Genomic DNA, 23,299 nt, shown 5'->3' with positions numbered 1-23,299 from the left:
ACCGTTCCGGTCGTTTTCTCAACCTTTGAAGCCATTGCCCTTCGCGCGGCGCGGATGGGTCTTGGGGATGCGATGTTTCAGCTGGACAGAGGCACGAAAAGCGCTTGAATTCTCTGTCCGACTTGTGTTTGGTTTTTGGCCTGAACCCCTACATGTAGGGGTTTTTTCGTGGCGGGCTACAAGATAATGCGTTTTGGGGGATGAATCAACGTACTACCTGTGGATAAGCCTGTGCGTAATTTGTGTGCGAAACGTGGAGCTGCTCTGTAGGCCGCGAGCTTGCTGGAGCGAGCGCTTTTTCAACAATTTCGAGCACTGAAAAACTGTTCGAAAATTTTGCGGGCGCGGACCATACCACAGCCATTCCATCCGGCCGAACGCATTTGTCCGCTTGTTTTCTAGCGGGACGCCGTTTATACAATCGGGCCATGTATCGGTGCGATTGTCCTCGTCCAGGATGACAATAAAGAGAGGACGGCCCCGACGATCCATAAGTGGACATACATGCCCTGTGGCAAGCGTTGTCGCCACGCAAGCGTGCACATCCCTTCCTATTCGCTGCAAGACGAGGCCCCAGTGGAACAAGAAGCCTGGCAGGTATTGATTGTCGAGGATGACCAGCGTCTCGCCGAGCTGACCCGTGACTACCTGGAGAGCAATGGGCTGCGGGTCGCCATCGAGGGCGACGGCGCGGTGGCGGCTCGGCGGATCATCGCCGAGCAACCGGACCTTGTGATCCTCGACCTGATGCTGCCGGGCGAAGATGGCTTGAGCATCTGTCGCAAGGTGCGCGAACAGTACGACGGGCCGATCCTGATGCTCACCGCCCGTACCGACGACACTGATCAGATCCAGGGGCTGGACCTGGGGGCGGACGACTATGTCTGCAAGCCGGTGCGCCCGCGGGTGTTGCTGGCACGCATCCAGGCGCTGTTGCGGCGCAGCGAGCCCGTGGAGCCGAACCCGCAGAAATCGCGGCGCCTGCAGTTCGGTCCGCTGGTGGTGGACAGTGCCTTGCGCGAGGCCTGGTTGCAGGGCAGCGGCATCGAACTGACCAGCGCCGAATTCGATCTGCTGTGGCTGCTGGTGTCCAATGCCGGGCGCATCCTGTCCCGGGAAGAAATCTTCACCGCCTTGCGCGGTATCGGCTATGACGGCCAGGACCGCTCCATTGATGTGCGAATCTCGCGGATCCGCCCCAAGATCGGTGACGATCCGGAGCATCCCCGGCTGATCAAGACCATCCGCAGCAAAGGCTACCTGTTCGTTCCCGAAGCCTGCGTAGACCCGGCGCCGTGAACTCGATTTTCCTGCGCATCTATGGCGGCATGTGCGCGGCGCTGGTGCTGGTGGCGGTGCTCGGGGTGCTGGCCCTGCACCTGCTCAACCAGACCCGCGCCGAACAATATCGCGAGCGCCTGGCCCACGGCACGTTTTCCCTGATGGCCGACAATCTGCGGCCGATGAACGATACCGAACGCCATCGCGCCCTGATGCTGTGGGGGCGCCTGCTGGGTATTCCCCTGGCACTGCGGACCTTCGCCGAGACCGACCTCGACCTTGGCCAGCGCACCCGTGTGTTGCGTGGACAGGTACTGGTGGAACAGACCGGGCCCCATGCGGCTAAGGTCTATCGGCTGGTCAGTGATGGTGAGCAACTGATGCTGATGGGCGAGGTCCGCCAGATCAGCGAGCAACTGGCCCGGGCCACCATTTATCTGCTGGCCGACGAACTGGTGCGCTACCCCGTGGCCGAGCAGCCCGAACGGCTTGCCCAGCTCAAGCAGGACAAGGGGTTCGGTTTCGATCTTCGGCTGATGAGCGTCGACCAGGTGGACATGGACGAAGACCAGCGTCGTCGTGTCACCGAAGGCGATACGGTGATGGCCCTGGGCAAGGACGGCGATTCGATCCGGGTATTCGCCGGCATGGTCGGCACGCCCTGGGTGCTGGAGATCGGTCCGCTGTACCAGATGAACCCGTATCCACCGCAATGGCTGGTCTTGATCGCGGCGTTGGGGTTGAGCCTGATCGGGTTGATTGTCTATCTGCTGGTGCGCCAATTGGAGCGACGCCTGCGGGGCCTGGAGTCGGCCGCCACCCAGATCGCCCAAGGCAGCCTGGAAACCCGAGTGCCGGCCCGGGGCGCCGACTCGGTGGGGCGACTGGCCGCGGCGTTCAACGGCATGGCCGAGCACCTGCAACAGTTGTTGGCAATCCAGCGCGAGCTGGTGCGAGCGGTGTCCCATGAACTGCGTACCCCGGTGGCGCGCCTGCGCTTCGGCCTGGAAATGCTCGGCAGTGCCACCACCGCCCAGGCCCGGGAAAAATACCTGGCGGGCATGGACCACGACATCGAGGACCTGGACCGGTTGGTGGACGAGATGTTGACCTATGCGCGACTGGAGCAGGGTTCGCCGGCACTGAATTTCCAGCGCGTGGACCTCGATGCCCTGGTCAATCAGGTGATCGAGGAACTGGGCCCGCTCAGGCCGGGTGTCACGGTGGAGCGGGGACTCTGCCTCTCTGCCGCCGATTGCGATGGCGCCTGGGTCGAGGCCGAGCCGCGGTTCCTGCACCGCGCCTTGCAGAACCTGGTGAGCAATGCCATGCGCCATGCCCGGTCACGGGTGACGGTGAGTTACCAGGTGGGGCAGTTGCGCTGTCGGGTGGATGTCGAGGACGACGGTCCCGGCGTGCCTGAGGCGGCATGGGAGCGAGTGTTCAAGCCGTTCCTGCGTTTGGACGACAGTCGTGCCCGTGCTTCGGGTGGCCATGGGCTGGGGCTGTCGATCGTGCGGCGGATCATCCATTGGCATGACGGCCGGGCGCTGATCGGCAAGAGCAAGAGCCTGGGTGGCGCCTGTTTCAGCCTGAGCTGGCCGAGGCATCAGGACCGGTCTTGAAGGGTGTGGCTGAGGTGGGCCGCTGTTGTGGACACTGCGCAAGGCTCAGGCCCTGATGCCCACCAGGCTCAACAACTGCGAATCCTTCACCCCAAACTGTGCCTGCAGCTCGCTGCCATGACGCCACTGCTCCGAAAGGTCGGTCAGTAACCGTAGTCGCACCTGCCCATCCTGTGTCCACTCCAGTACCTCGGCATGCTCGAAATAAAAGCGCTTCCCGACGATCGGATACAGCGCCTTGAACAGGCTTTCCTTGACCGAAAAGGTCAGGGTCACCAGCAATGCGCGGTCATCCTGCGAGGTGTTGGCCAGGCGCAGCAGCTCGGGCGGCGTGAGGATTTCGCCGGCCAGGCGCTCGGCGCGCTCGGGGTCGAGGAGGTTTTCCAGGTCCATGCCCAGGCCCTGCCAGTGTTCCTTGCGAGCGACGATGGCCGCCGCCCGGCCGGTGCTGTGGGTGATCGAGCCGCTGACATGGGCCGGCCACACAGGGGCGCGGTCTTCGCCGATGGCCGGCACGCAAGGCTGGCCATCCAGGCGGTGCAGGGCGGCCCGGGCGCAGATTCGCCCGGCAAGGAATTCGGCCTGGCGCTTGGGCACGGAGCGCTGGATGCTCGCGGGTGGCTCGATGGCGCTGCTGCGGAAATCGTCACTAGCGAGCAGCAACGGGTCGAAGCAGGTGCTCAGCAAGAAGGTGTCGGGCAGGATGTCGGGCAGCAGCCACCGGTCATCCAGAGGCGAGCAGCAGGCGGGCAGGGCGGGGAGTCGGTTCATGCCGGGCATTTTGCCGGGTTGGCCGCACGCTGGGTAGTAGGAACAGGGCAGTGTCCTGAGCGGGCAGGGCTTTTGTGGCGAGGGGTAAATCCCCCTCGCCACAAAGTGTGTATGTCAGCCAAAGATTTTCTTGAAGAACGACTGCATGTCCGCCCAGGACTTTTCATCGGCCTCCTTGTTGTAGCCGATATCCGGACCGCCGTGCTCGCCGTGGCTCAGACGGTCGGCGTCCGGGTTGCTGAAGCCATGCTTGGCGCCTTTGAGGCTGACGAATTGGTAGTCGGCACCGGCCTTGTCCATTTCGGTCTTGAACGCGGCGACGTTGTCTTCGGTGACCATGCTGTCCAGGGCGCCGTGCTCCACCAGGACCTTGGCCTTGACGCTGTCGGGCGTGGCCGGGGTGTTGGTCACCAGCGCGCCGTGGAAACTCACCACACCGGCCAGTGGCACGCCTTGGCGCGCCGCATCCAGTACCACCTTGCCGCCGAAGCAGTAGCCGATGGCGGCGAGTTTATCCGGATCGGTCTGGGGTTGTTTCTTCAACAGGTCCAGACCGGCCTGGAAGCGCGCACTGGCCGCCTTGCCGTCCTTGAGCGCCGCCTGCATGAAGGCCATGGCATCCTTGGGATGCTCGGTATTCTTGCCGTCGCCATACATGTCGATGGCCAGGGCGCTGTAGCCCAGGCCCGCCAGGTCACGGGCACGGCGCTTGGCGTAATCGTTCAGCCCCCACCATTCGTGCACCACCACCACTCCCGGGCGCGGCCCCTTGATGGCGTCGTCGTAGGCGTAATAGCCGATCAGCTTCGTGCCGTCGGCACTGGTGTAGGGAATCTCCTGGGTCTGGATGGCGGCGTGGCTCGCCCCGCTGAAAGCCAGAAGTAAGACAGCAAGTAACCTGCGCATGACGGATCTCCATGAAAGGTGGGTTTGCACGACAGTGAGACTGGACACTCTAGCCGATTCGTTCAGCACTGGTTCAGAGAACGTTCAAGGGGTGTTCAGGGACCGTTGGTTAACGTGGCTTCGACTTCACCACACACCACGTTCCAGAGGAACCTGAACATGATCCGGATGAAAAAACTGCTGCTGGCTTTTACCGTCCTGGGCGCCAGCGCCATGGCCCATGCCGACGATAACTTCGCCAGCCTGACCCTCGGCCAGACCAGCGACAAGGTCAAGAAGTCCAGTGCCCTGGACCAGGCCCTGAACAATCCGAACGCCGACGGCGTGATCGGCAAGGACACCACCTATGGCCTGCGCCTGGGCAAGCAGAACGACCAGGGTCGCTACTACGCCACCTATGACAATGTCTCGGGCACCCACAACGGCATCAAATTGCGCCAGGAAAACCTGCTGGGCAGCTACGATGTGTTCTATCCGGTCACCGGCAGTACCAAACTGTTCGGTGGCGGCACGGCGGGCCTGACCAAGCTGACCCAGGATTCTCCCGGTTTCAGCCGCGACAGCGACATCGGCTACGCAGTAGGCTTGCAGGCGGGCGTCTTGCAGCAGGTTTCGAAGAACGCTTCGGTGGAACTGGGTTACCGTTACCTGCGCAGCAACGCCAGCACCGAGATGAGCCCGCACGGTGGCGACAAGGTGGGGTCGCTGGACCTGACCAGCAGCGCCCAGACCTACCTGTCGGCCAACTACACGTTCTAAGCGGGCGAGGATCGTGCGCCGCCGGATCGAGCGAAGACGATCCGGCGCCTCGTCGAGGTGTGTCGCGCTGGATTGTTTGATTCTGCCTGGGGAAAGGCTCCATGAAATTACTGGTCGTCGAAGACGAAGCGTTATTGCGTCACCACCTGCATACCCGCCTGACCGACAGCGGCCATGTGGTGCAGGCCGTGGTCAATGCCGAAGAGGCGCTGTACCAGGTCCGTGAATTCAATCATGACCTGGCGGTGATCGACCTGGGTCTGCCGGGCATCAGCGGCCTGGAGCTGATCCGCCGGTTGCGCGCCCAGGACAAGACATTCCCTGTCCTGATCCTCACGGCTCGCGGTAACTGGCAGGACAAGGTCGAAGGCCTGGCCGCCGGGGCGGATGACTACGTGGTCAAGCCGTTCCAGTTCGAGGAGCTGGAGGCTCGCTTGAACGCCCTGTTGCGTCGTTCCAGCGGCTTTACCCAGTCGACCATCACCGCCGGTCCGCTGTTGCTCGACCTCAATCGCAAGCAGGCGTCCCTGGGGGATGAGCCGCTGGCATTGACCGCCTATGAGTACCGCATCCTGGAATACCTGATGCGCCATCACCAGCAGGTGGTGGCCAAGGATCGCCTGATGGAGCAGCTTTATCCCGATGATGGCGAACGCGATCCCAATGTCATCGAGGTGCTGGTGGGGCGGCTGCGCCGCAAGCTGGAGGCGCCCGCCGGCTTCAAGCCAATCGACACGGTGCGTGGCCTGGGCTACCTGTTCAACGAGCGCTGCCAGTGATTCGTTCGCTTCGACTGCGCTTGATGCTGGCCGCCATGACCCTGGCGGTGCTGTTCATGCTGGCGCTGCTGCCGGCCATGCAAGGCGCGTTCAGCCTGGCCTTGCAGGAGTCCATCGAGCAACGCCTGGCCTCGGACGTGACCACGCTGATTTCCGCCGCCCGAGTGGAAAACAATCGATTGAAGATGCCGGAACAACTGCCGGACGAACGCTTCAACCTCGCCGACGCCCGCCTGCTGGGCTACATCTACGACCGCGACGGGCGGCTGGTCTGGCGGTCGAAGGCCACCCGCGAGGAAAACATCAACTACGCGCCACGCTACGACGGCCAGGGCAACCAGTTCGCGCGTATCCGCGAAAACGACGGCCAGGAGTTCTTCGTCTATGACGTCGAGATCAAGCTGCTCGGTGGCCAGAACGCGGCGTTCAGCATCGTTACCCTGCAACCGGTTCGTGATTACGAGGTGACCCTGCAGGGGCTGCGGGACAACCTTTACCTGGGCTTCGGTGCCGCGCTGCTGGTGCTGCTGGCACTGTTGTGGATCGGCCTGACCTGGGGCCTGCGGGCGCTGCGACGCCTGAGCCAGGAACTGGACGAAATCGAAAGCGGGGCGCGGGAAAGCCTCAGTACCGAACACCCTCGGGAACTGCTGCGCCTGACGGGCTCCCTCAACCGCCTGTTGCACAGCGAACGGGAGCAGCGCAGCCGTTACCGTGACTCCCTCGACGACCTGGCCCACAGCCTCAAGACCCCCCTGGCGGTGTTGCAGGGCGTCAGCGAAGACATGGCCCGGCGCCCGGAAGACCGTGGCCAGGCCTGGGTGCTGCAGACCCAGATCGAGCGCATGAGCCAGCAGATCGGTTACCAGTTGCAGCGCGCCAGCTTGCGCAAGAGCGGGCTGGTACGCCACCAGGTGCGCCTGCGCCCGGTGTTGCAAAGCCTGTGCGACACCCTGGACAAGGTCTACCGCGACAAGCGGGTCAATGTCGCGTTCGACCTGCCGGAACAGTGCCACGTGCCGATCGAGCAGGGAGCCTTGCTGGAGATGCTTGGCAACCTTCTGGAGAACGCTTATCGGCTATGCCTGGAGCAGGTGCGTGTCAGCGTGCACCAGGTCCTCGGCGGCATGGAGCTGTGTGTCGAGGACGACGGACCGGGTGTACCGCCGGATCAACGTGCACGGATTCTCCAGCGTGGCGAGCGGCTGGACCGCCAGCATCCGGGGCAGGGGATCGGTCTGGCGGTGGTCAAGGACATCATCGAAAGCTACAACGCGCGCCTGACCCTGGGGGATTCGGAACTGGGCGGGGCGGCGTTCCGGATTCATTTCCCGGTGGTTTGACTGGGGCTGGGCGTGGTTGCTGCCGCCGCCCATCTGTCCTGTTCAATTGTCCTGTTCCCGATAGGCCCCCGGCGTCACCCCCGTCCACTTCTTGAAAGCCCGGTGAAACGCCGACGGTTCGGAAAAACCCAACTGCTCGGCGATCTGCTGCAACGACAGGTCCGCGCGGCCCAGATGGTAGATGGCGATATCCCGCCGCAGGTGGTCCTTGAGCTCCTGGAAGCTGGTGCCTTCCTCGCGCAAGTGCCGACGCAGTGTCTGGGGGCTGATGTGCAGATGAGCGGCTACGGTGTCCAGGTCCGGCCAGCGAGCGGTGTCGCGGCTGAGCAGGCGACGCAGTTGGCTGCTCAGGCTGTGTCCGTCGTCCGGGCGCGACAGCAGGTCGGCAGGGGAACGTTCGAGAAAGCGTTTGAGAGTCCGTTCATCCTGGAGCAGCGGCATGTCCAGGTAGCGGCTGTGGAACGACAGGCTGCTATGAGGTGCGTCGAACACCACGGGACAAGGGAACAGCAAATCGTACTCGGCTCCATGGGCAGGCCTGGGGTAGCCGAAAGTGGCCTGTTCCAGGCCGATCCGCTGGCCGATCAGCCAACTGCCAAGGCGGTGCCAGACCACCAGCAGGCTCTCGGTGAGGAAGTGGTCCGGGTCCCAAAGGGTCGAGTCGTCCAGCACCAGGCGCACCCGTTCACCTTCCGCCAGCAAGGTCAGGCCCGGCGCATCCGGGAACAGGCTGTAGAACAGCAGGCCGCGCTGCAGGGCGCTGCCCAGGTTACGGCAGTGGATCAACGCATGACACATCATGGCGAAGGTCCCGGGCTTGCTGCGAGCCTTGCCGAAACCCAGGTATTCATCGCCCATCGCCAGCCACAGCGCCTGCAGCAGGCGAGCGAACTGCTCTGGCGCGAGGCGCGCCCGCGGCTCGTCCAGAAGCTCGGGACTGATACCCAGTTGTTGCAGCAGGGGGAAATAGTCGAACCCTTGTCGGCGCGCGCCCCCCAGGGCGGCGCGGGCGAAATGGCTGGCGATCGTGCGTTGGCGCATGGCATCCATCCGTTTGTCAGGCGCTCGATGGTAGCAGGGCGATCCGGCTCGACAAGGCGGATATCCGCCAAATCCCGGAACGTCAGCTGGCCCGTGGGCGGAAATCCGCCACCTTAAACGGCGTCGTTTAGTTTTCGAATATTCATGAAACCCGTCTGCCATGCTGGCTGTAGGGCATTTCGCAAAAATGGCACGCGCCTTGCGATGCATTGAGTAGGTCTGCAGCGTGCAGCCGACAAAACAAATCCCTCCAGTGCAGGAGGGTTCGCAAAGTTGAGGTTTCGTGGGCGACAGGTGGATGTTGTCACGCGGGACGCTTGAGGAAAGTTTGCCATGACGACTCGTCAGCCCTTGTACAAATCCCTGTATTTCCAGGTGATCGTAGCCATTGCCATCGGTATTTTGCTCGGCCACTTCTACCCGCAGACCGGTGTAGCCCTCAAGCCGTTCGGTGACGGGTTCATCAAACTGATCAAAATGGTCATCGCCCCGATCATCTTCTGTACCGTTGTCAGCGGCATCGGCGGCATGCAGAACATGAAGTCGGTCGGCAAGACCGGCGGTTATGCGCTGCTGTACTTTGAAATCGTCTCCACCATCGCCTTGCTGATCGGCCTGGTCGTGGTCAACGTCGTGCAACCGGGCAACGGCATGCACATCGACGTGTCGACCCTGGACACCAGCAAGATCGCCGGTTTCATCAGCGCTGGTAAAGACCAGAGCATCGTTGCCTTCATCCTCAACGTGATCCCGAACACCATCGTCGGTGCGTTCGCCAACGGCGACATCCTGCAAGTGCTGATGTTCTCGGTGCTCTTCGGTTTCGCCCTGCATCGCCTGGGTGCCTACGGCAAGCCGGTGCTGGACTTCATCGATCGTTTCGCCCACGTGATGTTCATCATCATCAACATGATCATGAAACTGGCTCCCATCGGTGCCTTCGGTGCCATGGCGTTCACCATCGGTGCCTACGGTGTCGGCTCGCTGGTGCAACTGGGCCAGCTGATGATCTGCTTCTACATCACTTGCGTCGTGTTCGTCCTGGTGGTGCTGGGCGCCATCTGCCGCGCCCACGGTTTCAGTGTCATCAAGCTGATTCGCTACATCCGTGAAGAGCTGTTGATCGTACTGGGTACTTCCTCCTCGGAATCGGCCCTGCCACGCATGCTGATCAAGATGGAACGCCTGGGCGCCAAGAAATCTGTCGTAGGCCTGGTGATCCCGACTGGCTACTCCTTCAACCTCGACGGTACCTCGATCTACCTGACCATGGCGGCAGTGTTCATCGCCCAGGCCACCGACACCCCGATGGACCTGACCCACCAGATCACCCTGCTGCTGGTATTGCTGTTGTCGTCCAAGGGGGCGGCTGGCGTGACCGGTAGCGGCTTCATCGTACTGGCGGCCACCCTGTCGGCCGTGGGTCACCTGCCGGTGGCCGGCCTGGCGCTGATCCTGGGTATCGACCGCTTCATGTCCGAAGCCCGCGCCCTGACCAACCTGGTGGGCAATGCCGTTGCCACCGTCGTGGTTGCCAAGTGGGTGAAGGAACTGGACGAAGACCAGCTGCAGACCGAACTGGCTTCCGGTGGTCGTGGCATCTCCGAAGTACGTGAAGATGACGAGCAGATCGCGGCGGCGCAGATTGCAGCGGCCGAGTCCTCTGCTCCAGGCGCTGTGAAGTAAGCTTCAACTGCAATAAAAAACCCGCTTCGGCGGGTTTAATGAGATGGTCAGCCTGACCGAGAAGCCCTGCAGGTTTACGCTTGCAGGGCTTTTCTCGTTTTCGGCGGAGGATCTCTCATGAACACGATGACGCTTCTCGGCATCGACATTGGTAAACACAGTTTCCATCTGCACGGCCAGGACGCCAAAGGTCATCAGGTTTTGCGCAAGAAAACCAGCCGCAGCCAATTGCTCGGCACATTGGCCCAACTGCCGGCCTGCACGGTGGTGATGGAGTCGTGTGGCGGTGCCCACTGGCTGGCTCGACAGGTTGAGGCATTGGGCCACGAGGTAAAACTGATTGCCCCGCAATACGTTAAGCCGTTCGTCAAAGGCAACAAAAACGACTTCATTGATGCCGAAGCGATTTGCGAGGCGGCGAGCCGCCCCGCGATGCGCTTCTGCTCGATTAAAACCGCAGAGCAACAAACGCTTTCAGCTTTGCATCGTGTCCGAGATTCCTTGATTGGCCATCGCACCGTCGCGACCAATCAGATTCATGGTTTTTTGCTGGAATTCGGGATCAGCCTGCCCATTGGCGCAACGGCGTTGAACCGCGTGCCAGCGCTGCTGGACGATCCACAACATCCGGTTCCATTGCGCCTAAAGAGCGTGGTGATGCGTCTTCATCGTCAAATCCAACAGCTGAATGATGAAATCAAGGACATCGAGTCCGACCTGAAACAGCAGTTGAAAGAAGACGATGCCGGAAATTGTTTGCAGAGTATTCCTGGCATCGGCCCAATCACCGCCAGTGCGGTATTGGCGGATGTGGGCGATGCGTCGAACTATCGAAGTGGACGCGATTTTGCCGCTTCGCTGGGGCTGGTGCCGAGGCAGTATTCGACGGGTGGGAAGACGGTGCTTCTGGGGATCAGCAAGCGTGGCGACAAGCACATCCGCCAATTGCTGGTACAGGGCGCGCGATCCGTTATTCAGCATATCGATAAGCGAGAGGACGCCTTGGGGCCTTGGGTTCGAGAGCTACTGACGCGTCGCCACTCCAATGTCGTCGCGTGTGCGCTAGCAAACAAACTGGCGCGAATCGTGTGGGCGGTACTGGCCAAAGGCGGCCAGTACGACCCACATCCGAACGCTTGAATGCACAGCGTTACCACCGGCTTTTGCGACGTCACTGACTGATGACAGTAAACGGCAAACGGCCCGACTGAGAACCTGGCAATAAAATCAGCTTTAGAAGCTGAGGGTTTTTTCAGGACAGTCGGGAGCGGCTACTCATCGAGGGCCGAGCGTTGTTGCAGCAACGCTCACAACGAGCCCGGATACATTAGCGCAAGCCAGCTTTACCGAAAACAGCCCATGAGGTTGCAGGAGAAGGGCTGACCATACATTTTATTGCGCTGGATTGTTCGGGCAAGAACTTGTTTTGTGGTGAGCGGATTGGTTCCCTTGCCACAAGAGATCCCTGTCGGCCGTGAGCACAATCGTCATTCAAAGTGACGAATCCAGTGATTGCCCCATCGCCAACCCCTGCCTAGTCTTTCAGCGTTCAGTCACTGGAGGTCACCCATGCAAGGCCCGTTGGCGTCGCTCAAGGTCCTGGATTTCTCGACTCTGTTGCCTGGTCCGTTCGCTTCACTGTTACTGGCGGACATGGGGGCAGAGGTGTTGCGTATCGAATCGCCGACCCGCCCGGATCTGGTGCGCAACCTGCCACCCAATGACCAGGGGGTGTCGGCCAGTCATGCCTACCTCAATCGCAACAAGCGCAGCCTGGCCCTGGACCTCAAGCAGCCCGCGGCACGAGAGATCATCGGGCAACTGCTTGGCGAGTACGACATCGTGCTGGAGCAGTTCCGGCCCGGGGTGATGGAGCGGCTGGGGTTGGGATATGACACCCTTAAAGCGATCAATCCACGGCTGATCTACGTGTCGATTACCGGCTATGGCCAGACCGGGCCCTACAGGGACCGCGCCGGCCATGACATCAACTACCTGGCCCTGACGGGGCTTGCCAGCCATACCGGCCGTGCCGATAGCGGCCCGCTGCCTTTGGGTATCCAGGCGGCGGACATTGCCGGCGGTTCGTTGCATGGGGTGATCGGGCTGCTGGCGGCGGTGATTGCCCGGCAACAGAGCGGACAGGGCCAGCATCTGGATGTAAGCATGAGCGATTGTGTCTTCAGCCTGAACGCGCTGGCAGGCGCCGGTTACCTGGCCTGTGGTGTCGAACCGGGCAGGGAGGACCAATTGCTCAACGGCGGCAGCTTCTACGATTATTACCGCACGCGGGATGGCCGCTGGATGTCGGTGGGCAGCCTGGAACCGGCCTTCATGCAGGCACTGTGCGAGGCCTTGGGGCGACCGGAACTGGCGGCCCAGGGACTGTCGCCCAAGCCTGAAGAGCAATACGCCCTTAAGCAGGCACTGCAGACCGAGTTCCAGAAGCATGATTTTGCCGAGCTGTGCGGCTTGTTTGCCGGGGTCGATGCTTGCGTCGAGCCGGTGCTGAGCCTGGCGGAAGCTGTCCGGCATCCGCAGTTACAGGCTCGGGAGCTGGTGAAACAGGTGCCCCGAGGGGATGGTTCGAGCCAGGCTCAGATGGCCTGTCCGTTGAGGTTTTCAGATGGCCTGCCCGAACCTCGACATGTTGGCGTGGGGCTGGGGGCGCATACGGATCAGGTGTTGGGGGCGTTGGGGTTCAGTGCTGGGCGGATTGCCGAATTGCGCAGGAGCGGGGTGGTTTTGTAGGGCGGCAAGGCCCACACCACAAGAGCATTACTCCACCCGCGTTTCCCCACTGAACACCAGGGTATTGCGGCAGCTGCGGCACAAGTATCGCCGCCCCTGGCGCACCAGGCGATGGCGCTGGGCCGAAAACGGGAAGTCGCTGCCGTCGCAGGGGCATTTGTAGATGTAGCGGGTCACGCTGCGACGCTTGATTTCGTAGGTGTGGCAACGATTGGGCGGCAGTTCGTAGACCCCGCGCATGATCAGTTGCCATTCCTCGCCGTGGGGCTGGATGCGTTCGCCGAACAATTGATGGGCGATCAGGTGCGCGACTTCGTGGGCGACAGTCTGCTTGAGGAAATCCTCGGCGTTTTCCCGGTACAACTGCGGGTTGAAGCGCAGCAGGTTCTCGTGCAGATGCGCGACACCGGCTTTCTGGCCACGCAATTTGAAGCTGACTACGGGGCGTTTGAAGGAACGTTTGAAAAAGGCTTCGGCTTGTTGGTAACACTCTTCGACGCGGGTATTGAGTTGCTCGAGCATGCTTTACGGGTCTCCAGAACCCCGAGTATGCCGCAAGCGCCGGCCATTGCGAATCGCCCGGGCGCCCAATGGTCGTCTTGGCTGTTCCAGGCACAGGAAGGCCGCCTTGCGGCGGCCTGTATTGGCAGATCCTGTTTTTATAGGTGAGCCTTGGAGTTCAGTTGGTGTAGACCGGGCCGACGCCCAGCCCCCAGACAATGACCGTGAATGCCATGATCGCGACCAGCACCACCAGGCCGACGGCGAGCACCGAGCTGGAAAACAGGAACCCTTCGTCCTGGGGAATGTTCATGAAGGTGGGCAGGCCCACGTACAACAGGTAGACCGTGTAGCAGATCGCTGCCGTGCCGACGATCATCCCCAGCCACATGTGCGGGTAGAGCGCCGCCAGCCCGCCGATGAACAACGGTGTCGCGGTATAGGTGGCGAACGCGACGCAACGGGCCAGGCTCGGATTGGCGTCATAGGTACGGGCCATCCAGTGGATGAAGGCACCCATCACAGCCACCCCACCCAACATGGCGAGGTACGACATGATGGTCATCCATAGCGCGCTTTCCTGGGTAAGCATCACCGGTGGGCGATTGCCGATGACCCATCCCACCTGCGTGGTGCCGATAAACGCCGATACTGCGGGGATGGCCGCGAGAATCAGCGTATGGGTGAGGTACATGTGGCTGATGCTTTCCTCCTGATCGCCACGGATTTCCTTCCATTCTTGATCAGGGTGGGTAAAGAGCCCCACGACATGATGGATCATAGTCAGTCACTCCTTTGTTATTGCCATCGCCCCCCAACGGAGCGCCTACGGGCCAAATGGCCAAGTAAGTAAAGGTCTGAATATGTGTGCGACCTTATGACGCAGTATAGAAAGGAGTTATCCCTAGTGGGACTAGGGGCTTAGAGCAAATCGCGCTGTAGAAAAGTCTATTAATCGCCGATGAGTCTTGCGCCGGTGCGGTAGGCGGGGCTTACCCGTGGCCAGGGGACTTATCCCGCTGGACCATGCAACAGCTCCCCTCATCTGCAGTGTCAGGCTGGGAAGCCAGTGGAGCGGGGCGCTTCGCACTCCAGCAGGGAAAATTCCCTCGCCACAATCAGCGTTCATCATGGGTCTTCGCTGAAAGTGGGTTTTTTGCGTAAAATGCCGGCCTTTCGTCACACCTCACGGATTTCGCGTCATGGGCACTCTTACGGTCAACCAGAACAAACTGCAAAAGCGCCTGCGCCGCCAGGCCGGTGAGGCGGTCGCCGATTTCAACATGATCGAGGATGGCGACAAGGTCATGGTCTGCCTGTCCGGCGGCAAGGACAGCTACACCCTGCTGGATGTCCTGATGCATTTGCAGAAGGTTGCGCCGATCAAATTCGACATCGTCGCGGTGAACATGGACCAGAAGCAGCCCGGTTTCCCCGAGCATGTGCTGCCGGCCTACCTGGAGTCCCTCGGCGTGGAATACCACATCGTCGAGAAGGACACCTACTCGGTGGTCAAGGAGCTGGTCCCCGAAGGCAAGACCACCTGCTCGCTGTGTTCACGCCTGCGTCGCGGTACGCTCTACACCTTCGCCGACCAGATCGGTGCAACCAAGATGGCCCTGGGTCATCACCGCGATGACATCGTCGAGACCTTCTTCCTGAACATGTTCTACAACGGAACGCTCAAGGCCATGCCGCCCAAGCTGCGGGCCGACGACGGGCGCAACGTGGTGATCCGTCCGCTGGCCTATTGCAGCGAAAAGGACATCCAGGCCTATTCGGATTTCAAGCAATTCCCCATCATCCCCTGCAACCTGTGCGGCTCCCAGGAGAACCTGCAGCGCCAGGTGGTCAAGGAGATGCTCCAGGAGTGGGAACGCAAGACCCCGGGCCGTACCGAGAGCATTTTCCGCGGCCTGCAGAACGTCGTTCCATCGCAATTGGCCGACCGCAACCTGTTCGATTTCACCAACCTGCGCATCGACGAAAACGCCACGCCGCGGTTCGTCAACGTGGTGAACCTCTGACGGTGCCAACCGCTCTATTCACGGCGCCAGTGGCTATGAAGGCCACTGGCGCCGTTTTCATTTCAGACCCCAGGAGAGGGCATGCGCGACTACAAGTGGCTGCACGAGTATTGTCTGAACCGCTTCGGTTCGACGACTGAACTGGAGGCTCACCTGCCGGTGCCCAAGACCCCGGCGCAACTGCGCAAGATCAGCGACGATCGCTACCTGTCGACCCTGGCGCTGCGGGTCTTTCGCGCCGGGCTCAAGCACAGCCTCGTGGATGCCAAGTGGCCGGCATTCGAAGAGGTGTTCTTCGGGTTCGACCCGGAAAAGGTCGTGCTGATGAGCGCTGAGCACCTGGAGCGGCTGATGCAGGACGCAAGGATCATCCGGCACCTGGGCAAGCTCAAGAGCGTGCCGCGCAATGCGCAGCTGATTCTGGACGTGGCCCATGAAAAGGGCAGCTTTGGCGCGCTGGTTGCCGACTGGCCGGTGACTGACATCGTCGGCCTGTGGACCTACCTGAAAAAACACGGCCATCAGTTGGGCGGCCTGTCGGCGCCGCGCTTCCTGCGGATGATGGGCAAGGACACTTTCGTGCCTAGCTACGACGTGGTGGCCGCCCTCAATGCCCAGGACATCATCGACAAGGTTCCCACCAGCCTGCGGGATCTGGCGACGGTGCAGAATGCCTTCAACCGGTGGCATGAGGAGAGTGGCGGCAGGCCCATGAGCCAGATCTCGATGATGCTGGCCTATACCGTGAATCATTGAGACCGCATGGCGGCCATCGCGAGCAGGCTCGCTCCCACAATGACTCAGTGACACCCTGTGGGAGCGAGCTTGCTCGCGATAGCGGTTCATCAGGCGACGGGGATATCTCCCTCACCAGCCAAGCGCCGGTTCAACTGGAACCGCCAGCGCACATACAGCAAGGCCGAGCAGAACACCGCCACGCTCGCGGCCATTTCCAGCACGCCGAACCACTGCCGGTTCGGGTCATAGGCCGCCAGCGCACCCTTGATGAAATACAGGTTCACCACAAAGCACATCCAGGAGTGGCCACGGGCGCTGCCCATGATCATGCCCGGCGCCAGGATCAGCAGCGGCACCAGCTCGATCAGCAGGATCACCCAGGGCCGGGCGCCGTGCAGGTCGGCGATGAGCAGGTAGTACACGCAGAGCAGCCCCACCAGGCCGAAAAAGCACAGCAGGCTCACGGCGCGGGCGACGCGCACGCGTGGTTCCAGCCACTGGATCGGCGGCAGGGTCTTGGGCTTCTTAGCCACGGCCGTTCTCCAACAGTTGCGCGGTTTTCGCCAGGCGCGAACCCAGGGCCCGGCACAGGGTCACTTCGTGTTCGTTCAAGCCGCTTTTACCGTCGGCGCCCGCATGATGGCTCGGCCCGTAGGGGGTACCGCCGCCCTGGGTGTCGATCAGTGCCGATTCGCTGTAGGGCAGGCCGGTGATCAGCATGCCGTGGTGCAGCAGCGGCAGCATCATCGACAACAGAGTGGTTTCCTGGCCGCCATGCAGACTGGCGGTGGAGGTGAACACCCCGGCCGGTTTGCCCACCAGTGCGCCGGTCAGCCACAGGTTGCTGGTGCCGTCGAGAAAATACTTGAGCGGTGCGGCCATGTTGCCGAAACGGGTCGGACTGCCGAGGGCCAGGCCGGCGCAGTGCTTCAGGTCATCGAGGGTGGCGTACAGTGGGCCCTGGCCGGGAATTTCCGGGGACACCGCTTCGCACTCGGTGGACACTGCCGGCACCGTACGCAGCCTGGCTTCCAGACCGGCCTGCTCGACGCCGCGGGCGATCTGCCGGGCCATTTCGTTGGTGGCGCCACCGCGGCTGTAATACAGCACCAGGATGTACGGCGTGCTCACGGCAGGATCTCCAGGATCTTTTCCGGTGGCCGGCCGATGACGGCCTTGTCACCGACTTCGAGAATCGGGCGCTCCATGAGTTTCGGGTGCGCGGCCATCGCGGCGATCAGCTGGGCTTCGCTCAGGCCTGGATCGGCCAGGTTCAGGGCCGCGTATTGCTCCTCGCCAGTGCGCAGCAGTTGTCGGGCGGTGATACCGAGCTTGCCCAGCAGGCGCTCCAGCTGCGTGGCGTCGAGCGGGGTTTCCAGATAATGAACCACGCTGGGCGCGAGGCCTCGGTCCTCCAGCAGTTGCAGTGCACCACGGGATTTCGAACAGCGCGGGTTGTGATAAAGCGTCAGGTCGGTCATGAGCGGGTCGCATCTTGCGTAAGGTGGCGGCTATTCTACTGTGCCACGAGGTGCCAGGCATCCTGCGCAGGTGCCAGGCATTCACATTCATACAAGGACAGCACATGACAAGGCGACTGACGGCGGCATTGGCATTGATGGGCTCTTTATTGCTCGCCGGTTGCGGCAATGACTATGGTGTGGACCAGAACGGCCAGGCCATTGCCTCGCAGCGGCTGGACAAGCAATGGCTGGTGGTCAACTACTGGGCCGAATGGTGCGCACCGTGCCGCACCGAAATTCCTGAGTTCAACGCCTTGTCCGAGCAGCTCAAGGGGCGCGGCATCGGCGTGTTCGGGGTCAATTTCGATCAGGTGCAGGGCGAGGAACTCAAGAGCGCCAGCGAGAAGATGGGCATCCGTTTCACCGTGCTGGCCCGAGATCCGGCCGAGATCTTCGACCTGCCCCGCAGCGAGGGGCTGCCGGTGACCTACATCATCGACAACCAGGGCAAGGTGCGCGAGCAGTTGCTGGGGGAACAGACGGCGGCGGGGGTGATGGCGAAGCTTGAGGCGTTGCAGGCGTTCAAATAACCCTTGTTTTGACAGGTGGGATCCCCTCGCCACAGGGGATCCATGCCGGATCCGGGAGCTTCGCCTGAAGGACTCAGCCTTCTTCGAGCCACCAGCGCAGCGGCTTGCCCTGGGCCGGCCAGAAACGGATCTGCTCGATGGGGGAAATGTCCCAGCGCTCGACCTTTTCCAATGCCTGCAAGAAGCGCGCTTCCTGCTCCATCAGCGCCGGGCCGCAGAGTTTGCGGGTGCTGCCGATCTTGCCGAAGCTCAGGCGTTCGCCTTCCAGCGTATAAGGCGCGAACCAGTGATTGCAGCCACCGTTGCCATAGGCCCGGCCGTCCTCGCCGAGGGTGATGGTCAGGTGGCTGTAGTCCATCAACGGGCGTTCGCCGATCCATTCCAGGATGTAGCTGCGGTTCTGTTGCAACCGAACCGGCTCGGCGGCACACCCCATCAGGCCGACGCCGATCAGCGCGAGGGCAAGCGGATGTTTCATCAGGCGGCGTCCTGGCATTCGGGGCACAGGTGTTTTTCGCCCAGGGTGGTCCAGCCCAGCTCGGCGATGCGTGCGGTGGCGGCTGGTTTCTGGGCCTTGCTGCCGAGCTTGGCATCCACGGCAAATTCGAAACTCAGTGCCTTGGCGCAGCGATCGCAGTTGACCTGCCAGGTATGGATCGCCAGTTCGCCAAAGACCGGACCGGTGGTCATGGCGGTCCACTGACCCATGGGCTTGAGCAAATGCCGGACGGTGTCCACGGTAAGGCGCATGGACAAGTCCTTGCTGCCCTTGAGCGTGACCAGCAGCACATCGTTGGCCTGGATCGAACCGCCATTGCCGGTCACCTGGTATCGGCCCGGCGCCAGGGCGCGGACTTCAGTCAGGGTGTGGTGCGGATTCATCAGGGTGTAGCGGAAATCGTGTTCGGCCATGGGTCCTCCAAATAGGCGCGACATGCTAGCACGGGGCATGGCCTGGGATGGTCAACCACGAATCCTGCCGACGAAACTCCCACTGGGGGAAGGCCGGTTCAGGTCTAGCGCTCAACCAGGTTTTTCGGCGTGCCGGCCGCCCACGCTGCGATGTTATCCAGGGTGGTCATGGCAATCGCCGCCAGGGCTTCATGGGTGAGAAAGGCCTGGTGAGCAGTGATCACCACGTTGGGGAAGGTCAGCAGGCGTGCCAGCACATCGTCCTGCAAGGGCTGGTCGGAGCGGTCCATGAAGAATAGATCGGCCTCTTCTTCATAGACATCCAACCCCAAATAGCCCAATTGGCCGTTCTTCAGTGCCTCGATCAAGGCCGGTGTGTCCACCAGGCCACCGCGTCCGGTGTTGATCAACATGGCGCCGCGTTGCATCGACGCCAGGGACTGGGCGTTGATCAGATGGCGGCTCTGTTCGTTCAGCGGGCAGTGCAGGCTGACGATCTGGGCTTGGGCCAGCAGCTCGTCCAGGGGCAGGTAGCGAGCCCCCAGGGCTTGCACCTGAGGGTTGGGGTAGGGGTCATGGGCCAGCAACTGGCAGCCGAAGCCGGCCATGATCCGGGCGAAGGTGGCGCCGATCTGCCCGGTGCCGATCACGCCGACGGTCTTGCCCACCAGGTCGAATCCGGTCAGGCCATGCAGGCTGAAGTTGCCGTCTCGGGTCCGGTTGTAGGCGCGGTGCAGGCAGCGATTGAGGGTCAGAATCAACGCCACCGCATGTTCGGCCACAGCATGGGGGGAGTAGGCCGGTACCCGGGCGATGCTCAAGCCCAGGCGTTTGGCGGCGGGCAGGTCGACATGGTTGTAGCCGGCCGAGCGCAGGGCGATCAGCCGGGTGCCGCCGGCCGCCAGTTGTTCCAGTACCGGGGCGCTCAGGTCATCGTTGATGAACGCACAGACCACCTCGTGGCGCTCGGCCAGGGCCACGGTGTCCAGGTTCAGGCGCGCCGGCTGGAACTGCAACTCGATACCCGCCGGCAGCGGGGCGTTGGTGAAACTGTCGCGGTCATAAGTCTGGCTGCTGAAAAAAATTACGCGCATGGCGGCCTCCTGGCACTGGAATGGCATCAGCTTAGCCGCAATCGTCCCGATGGCTATTGCCCTGGGTCAGGCGCTGACACGCGCCTCGCTGGCCAGACGGTCGATGGCATTGTCCAGATCCTGGAGGGCGGCGGCAGCTTTCGGGTCCTGTTGCTTGAGCAGGGTTTCGCTGCGCTGGCAGGCGGCACGCAACTGGGGGACGCCGCAGTAGCGTGTCGCGCCATGCAGGCGATGCACCCGTTCGATCAGGGCGTTGTGGTCGTTGGCTTCGTTGGCCTGGCGAATCGCTTCGCGGTCGGCCTCCAGGGAAGCCAGCAACATGGCCAGCATGTCCGCCGCCAGGTCCGCCTTGCCGGCGGCCAGGCGCAGGCCTTCCTCGTGGTCCAGCACCAGCAGCTCGCCGCTGCCCTGGGCTTCATGGCCCCGCTCCGGCGTCTGGTTGCGCAAGGCCAGGCCAGTCCATTTGAGCACTACCTGGGCCAGCTGGCGCTCGCTGATGGGCTTGGTCAGGTAGTCGTCCATTCCACTTTGCAGCAACGCGCGTTTCTCGTTGGCCATGGCATGGGCGGTGAGGGCGACGATGGGCAGTGGCGTGCAGTGCCGCTCGCTTTCCCACTGACGGATCGCCTCGGTGCTCTGGCGGCCGTCCATGCCGGGCATCTGGACATCCATCAGGACCAGATCGAAAGTCTCCTTCTGCACGGCCTTGACCGCGGCATAGCCACTTTCCACCGCCAGCACCTTGGCCCCCATGTCCTCGAGCAGGGTTTGCACCAGCAGCAGGTTGGCCGGGTTGTCGTCCACGCACAACACCTTGGGGGCGCGGCTGGCCACGGGTTCGCTGGGTTCGCTGCGGGGCGGGCGCGGGTTGATCAGGTCGGACAGAGAGCGACGCAACTTGCGGGTGCAGGCCGGCTTGGCCTGCAGCTGGCTGTGGGGGTTGGGCACCGAGAGGTGGTACAGCGTCTGTTCGGTGGTAGGGCACAGTACCAGGACCTTGCAGCCCAGGTGCTCAAGGTCCCAGACATGCTGGTTGAGGCGTTCCGGCGGCATGTCGTTGCTGGTGATGCCCAGCACGGCCAGGTCGATGGCCTGGTCGGTCTGGTGGGCGATGGTCACGCCGTTGGTCAGGCTCTCCAGGGTATTGAATGGCGTGACTTGCAAGCCACAGTCTTCCAACTGGTGCTGCAGGGCCTGGCGGGCCAGTTCGTGATTTTCCAGCAGGGCCACGCGACGGCTCAGCAACGGTGGGCCGGGCAGGTCCTCGGCGTCGTCACGGGTCTTGGGCAGGCGCAGGCTGATCCAGAACTCCGAGCCCTCGCCCGGTGTGCTGTCGACGCCGATTTCGCCGCCCATCTGTTCCACCAGGCGCTTGGAAATCACCAGGCCCAAGCCGGTACCGCCCGGTTGCCGGGACAATGAGTTATCGGCCTGGCTGAAGGCCTGGAACAGCGCCCGTACGTCCTGGCTCGACAGGCCGATACCGGTGTCCTGGATGCTGATGCGCAGTTGCACGCTGTCTTCATGCTCGTCTTCGAGCATGGCACGGGCGACGATGGTGCCTTCGCGGGTGAACTTGATGGCATTGCTTACCAGGTTCGTGAGGATCTGCTTGAGGCGAAGGGGGTCGCCCACCAGCGACAGCGGGGTGTCCCGGTAGACCAGGCTCACCAGCTCCAGCTGTTTGGCGTGGGCGGCGGGCGCGAGGATGGTCAGGGTGTCCTGCAACAGGTCGCGCAGGTTGAACGGAATGCTGTCGAGCACCAGCTTGCCGGCCTCGATCTTCGAGAAGTCGAGGATCTCGTTGATGATGCCCAGCAGGCTGTCGGCGGATTTCTCGATAGTGCCCAGGTAGTCGAGCTGGCGCGGGGTCAGCTCGCTTTTCTGCAGCAGGTGCGTGAAGCCCAGGATGCCGTTGAGCGGCGTACGGATCTCATGGCTCATGTTCGCCAGGAATTCGGACTTGATCCGGCTCGCCTCCAGGGCTTCCTTGCGGGCCAGGTCCAGCTCGATGTTCTGGATCTCGATGGTCTCCAGGTTCTGGCGCACGTCCTCGGTGGCCTGGTCGATGCTGTGCTGCAATTCCTCCTGGGCATTCTGCAGGGTGCCCGCCATGCGGTTGATGCCCGATGCCAGTTCATCCAGTTCCTGGCTGCCCAAGGGGGGCAGGCGGGTTTCCAGATGACCGTCCTTGAGTTGTGCCACGGCTTGCTTGATCTGGCTCAACGGCCGGTTGATGGTACGGCCCATGCGCAGGGCCAGCAGCGCGGTCAATCCCAGGCCGGCGGCGATCAGCAGCAGGCTGGCGAACAGGCTACGGTAGCCGCGCAACAACATGCCGCTGTGGGACAGCTCCAGTTCGACCCAGCCCAGCAGGCGGTCGGCCTCTTCGGGGATCAGTTCGCCGGCCAGGTTGCGATGCTTGCCGAATACCGGCAACAGATAGCGGGTGGCATCGTTGCCGGTGCGCTGCAGCAACTGGGTGCTGTTGCCTTCCGGCGCACGGTTGAGCATGGTCGGGCCGGCATGGGCCAGCGGTGTGCGGTCGGGCGCGAGGAAGGTCACCGCACGCACGTCCGCCTGTTCCAGGGACTGGGTGGCGATGCGTTCCAGCAGGTCGGTCTCCTGGCGACTCATGGCCGGGGCGACCAATGGTGCAAGCTGTTCTGCGATCATTTCGCCGCGTTGCAGCAACTGGGCGTGCAGGTCAGATTGCTGCATCCAGGTGAAATAGCCCCCCAGGACCAGCGCCATCAGGCTGGTCGGCAGCAGGGTCAGCAACAGTACGCGGCCTTTGATTCCCAGTTTCTTGAGCACACTTGTCTCCTGCATCCAGCGGTCAGATCGAACTTGCACGCATCCGGCATGCAATACCTGCGCAGTGTAGCGATTTGCGGGCGGTCAATCTCCGTAAAATTCATGCGCGTCTCGTATCCGTACTGCCGAGCAATTGTCCACGGCGATAAACGGCGCTGGCGTCTGGGGGCAGGGTCAAACTCGCGATGATCCGTGGGCGGCCAGACCATGTGTCA

The 23,299-nt window shown here is 62.3% G+C and carries 23 protein-coding genes; 11 read left to right on the top strand and 12 right to left on the bottom strand.

Going from position 1 to position 23,299, the window contains the following annotated elements; all coding sequences use genetic code 11:
- The first annotated feature begins 576 nt into the window (after positions 1-576).
- Positions 577-1,299, top strand: coding sequence for a response regulator (locus AC1M7R_RS04470; RefSeq protein WP_072394836.1), 723 nt, complete (start codon positions 577-579; stop codon positions 1,297-1,299).
- The gene (locus AC1M7R_RS04465) at positions 1,296-2,906 is read left to right on the top strand and encodes an ATP-binding protein (protein ID WP_072394834.1); all 1,611 of its coding nucleotides are present in this window, start codon (positions 1,296-1,298) and stop codon (positions 2,904-2,906) included. The genes AC1M7R_RS04470 and AC1M7R_RS04465 overlap by 4 nt, the downstream gene beginning before the upstream one ends.
- A 45-nt stretch (positions 2,907-2,951) precedes the next feature.
- On the opposite strand, the gene AC1M7R_RS04460 is transcribed toward AC1M7R_RS04465, so the two are convergent.
- Complete coding sequence (locus AC1M7R_RS04460) at positions 2,952-3,677, bottom strand: 4'-phosphopantetheinyl transferase family protein (RefSeq protein ID WP_072394832.1); 726 nt, start codon at positions 3,675-3,677, stop codon at positions 2,952-2,954.
- Positions 3,678-3,791: 114 nt separating this feature from the next.
- A complete protein-coding gene (locus tag AC1M7R_RS04455) occupies positions 3,792-4,583 on the bottom strand; it encodes a dienelactone hydrolase family protein (protein WP_490610267.1) in 792 nt (263 codons plus the stop codon).
- A gap of 159 nt (positions 4,584-4,742) precedes the next feature.
- On the opposite strand from AC1M7R_RS04455, the gene AC1M7R_RS04450 reads away from it, so the two are divergent.
- The 3 genes from AC1M7R_RS04450 (at position 4,743) to AC1M7R_RS04440 (ending at position 7,464) form a co-directional block, all read left to right on the top strand.
- Positions 4,743-5,342, top strand: coding sequence for a hypothetical protein (locus AC1M7R_RS04450; protein WP_072394829.1), 600 nt, complete (start codon positions 4,743-4,745; stop codon positions 5,340-5,342).
- A 101-nt stretch (positions 5,343-5,443) separates the two neighbouring features.
- On the top strand, positions 5,444-6,121 hold the full coding sequence (locus tag AC1M7R_RS04445) for a response regulator (RefSeq protein WP_072394828.1): 678 nt from the start codon (positions 5,444-5,446) through the stop codon (positions 6,119-6,121).
- Positions 6,118-7,464, top strand: a complete 1,347-nt coding sequence (locus AC1M7R_RS04440) for an ATP-binding protein (protein ID WP_072394826.1) — start codon at positions 6,118-6,120, stop codon at positions 7,462-7,464. The genes AC1M7R_RS04445 and AC1M7R_RS04440 overlap by 4 nt, the downstream gene beginning before the upstream one ends.
- 42 nt (positions 7,465-7,506) lie before the next feature.
- Here the strand turns inward: AC1M7R_RS04440 and AC1M7R_RS04435 are convergent, their stop codons facing one another.
- Positions 7,507-8,505 carry an AraC family transcriptional regulator gene (locus AC1M7R_RS04435; RefSeq protein WP_072395410.1) on the bottom strand — a complete coding sequence of 333 codons (999 nt, stop codon included), beginning with the start codon at positions 8,503-8,505 and terminating at the stop codon, positions 7,507-7,509.
- 333 nt (positions 8,506-8,838) lie between these two features.
- Between AC1M7R_RS04435 and AC1M7R_RS04430 the strand changes: the two genes are divergently transcribed.
- The 3 genes from AC1M7R_RS04430 to AC1M7R_RS04420 all read left to right on the top strand — a co-directional run bounded on the left by AC1M7R_RS04430 (position 8,839) and on the right by AC1M7R_RS04420 (position 12,942).
- Complete coding sequence (locus AC1M7R_RS04430; protein WP_072394824.1) at positions 8,839-10,191, top strand: dicarboxylate/amino acid:cation symporter; 1,353 nt, start codon at positions 8,839-8,841, stop codon at positions 10,189-10,191.
- A 117-nt stretch (positions 10,192-10,308) separates the two neighbouring features.
- Positions 10,309-11,331, top strand: coding sequence for an IS110 family RNA-guided transposase (locus tag AC1M7R_RS04425; RefSeq protein ID WP_490610266.1), 1,023 nt, complete (start codon positions 10,309-10,311; stop codon positions 11,329-11,331).
- Between the two features lie 429 nt (positions 11,332-11,760).
- Positions 11,761-12,942, top strand: coding sequence for a CaiB/BaiF CoA transferase family protein (locus tag AC1M7R_RS04420; RefSeq protein WP_490610265.1), 1,182 nt, complete (start codon positions 11,761-11,763; stop codon positions 12,940-12,942).
- Between the two features lie 27 nt (positions 12,943-12,969).
- On the opposite strand, the gene AC1M7R_RS04415 is transcribed toward AC1M7R_RS04420, so the two are convergent.
- Positions 12,970-13,464 (bottom strand): SprT family zinc-dependent metalloprotease, encoded by a 495-nt coding sequence (locus AC1M7R_RS04415; protein WP_072394093.1) that lies wholly within the window; start codon positions 13,462-13,464, stop codon positions 12,970-12,972.
- Between the two features lie 157 nt (positions 13,465-13,621).
- Positions 13,622-14,224: a Yip1 family protein gene (locus AC1M7R_RS04410; RefSeq protein ID WP_039591896.1), complete on the bottom strand. Its 603-nt coding sequence runs from the start codon at positions 14,222-14,224 to the stop codon at positions 13,622-13,624.
- Positions 14,225-14,645: 421 nt separating this feature from the next.
- On the opposite strand from AC1M7R_RS04410, the gene ttcA reads away from it, so the two are divergent.
- Together ttcA and AC1M7R_RS04400 are read left to right on the top strand one after the other, a co-directional pair.
- Positions 14,646-15,470, top strand: a complete 825-nt coding sequence (gene ttcA, locus AC1M7R_RS04405) for a tRNA 2-thiocytidine(32) synthetase TtcA (RefSeq protein ID WP_072394090.1) — start codon at positions 14,646-14,648, stop codon at positions 15,468-15,470.
- An 81-nt stretch (positions 15,471-15,551) separates the two neighbouring features.
- Positions 15,552-16,226: a DNA-3-methyladenine glycosylase I gene (locus AC1M7R_RS04400; RefSeq protein WP_072394088.1), complete on the top strand. Its 675-nt coding sequence runs from the start codon at positions 15,552-15,554 to the stop codon at positions 16,224-16,226.
- Between the two features lie 89 nt (positions 16,227-16,315).
- Here AC1M7R_RS04400 and AC1M7R_RS04395 read toward each other — a convergent pair whose 3' ends face one another.
- Genes AC1M7R_RS04395 through arsC form a run of 3 tightly spaced genes read right to left on the bottom strand, consistent with a single transcriptional unit; the run spans position 16,316 to position 17,689 of the window.
- The gene (locus AC1M7R_RS04395) at positions 16,316-16,741 is read right to left on the bottom strand and encodes a DUF2069 domain-containing protein (RefSeq protein WP_072394085.1); all 426 of its coding nucleotides are present in this window, start codon (positions 16,739-16,741) and stop codon (positions 16,316-16,318) included.
- Positions 16,734-17,339, bottom strand: coding sequence for an NAD(P)H:quinone oxidoreductase (wrbA, locus tag AC1M7R_RS04390; RefSeq protein ID WP_072394082.1), 606 nt, complete (start codon positions 17,337-17,339; stop codon positions 16,734-16,736). The genes AC1M7R_RS04395 and wrbA overlap by 8 nt, the downstream gene beginning before the upstream one ends.
- Positions 17,336-17,689: an arsenate reductase (glutaredoxin) gene (gene arsC / locus AC1M7R_RS04385; protein WP_072394079.1), complete on the bottom strand. Its 354-nt coding sequence runs from the start codon at positions 17,687-17,689 to the stop codon at positions 17,336-17,338. The genes wrbA and arsC overlap by 4 nt, the downstream gene beginning before the upstream one ends.
- 104 nt (positions 17,690-17,793) lie before the next feature.
- On the opposite strand from arsC, the gene AC1M7R_RS04380 reads away from it, so the two are divergent.
- Positions 17,794-18,261: a TlpA disulfide reductase family protein gene (locus AC1M7R_RS04380; RefSeq protein ID WP_072394076.1), complete on the top strand. Its 468-nt coding sequence runs from the start codon at positions 17,794-17,796 to the stop codon at positions 18,259-18,261.
- 73 nt (positions 18,262-18,334) lie between these two features.
- Here AC1M7R_RS04380 and AC1M7R_RS04375 read toward each other — a convergent pair whose 3' ends face one another.
- The 4 genes from AC1M7R_RS04375 to AC1M7R_RS04360 form a co-directional block, all read right to left on the bottom strand.
- Positions 18,335-18,739: an META domain-containing protein gene (locus AC1M7R_RS04375; RefSeq protein ID WP_072394073.1), complete on the bottom strand. Its 405-nt coding sequence runs from the start codon at positions 18,737-18,739 to the stop codon at positions 18,335-18,337.
- Positions 18,739-19,173: a hypothetical protein gene (locus AC1M7R_RS04370; RefSeq protein ID WP_490610264.1), complete on the bottom strand. Its 435-nt coding sequence runs from the start codon at positions 19,171-19,173 to the stop codon at positions 18,739-18,741. Before AC1M7R_RS04370 ends, AC1M7R_RS04375 begins: the two co-directional genes overlap by 1 nt.
- A 104-nt stretch (positions 19,174-19,277) precedes the next feature.
- A complete protein-coding gene (locus tag AC1M7R_RS04365) occupies positions 19,278-20,267 on the bottom strand; it encodes a 2-hydroxyacid dehydrogenase (protein ID WP_072459618.1) in 990 nt (329 codons plus the stop codon).
- Between the two features lie 66 nt (positions 20,268-20,333).
- Complete coding sequence (locus AC1M7R_RS04360) at positions 20,334-23,084, bottom strand: response regulator (protein WP_072394063.1); 2,751 nt, start codon at positions 23,082-23,084, stop codon at positions 20,334-20,336.
- Between the last annotated feature and the right edge of the window lie 215 nt (positions 23,085-23,299).

The organism is Pseudomonas sp. MS01C9, assembly GCF_058202755.1.
Note: the sequence above shows the minus strand (reverse complement) of the source record. Positions and strands in the feature narration are given on the sequence as shown.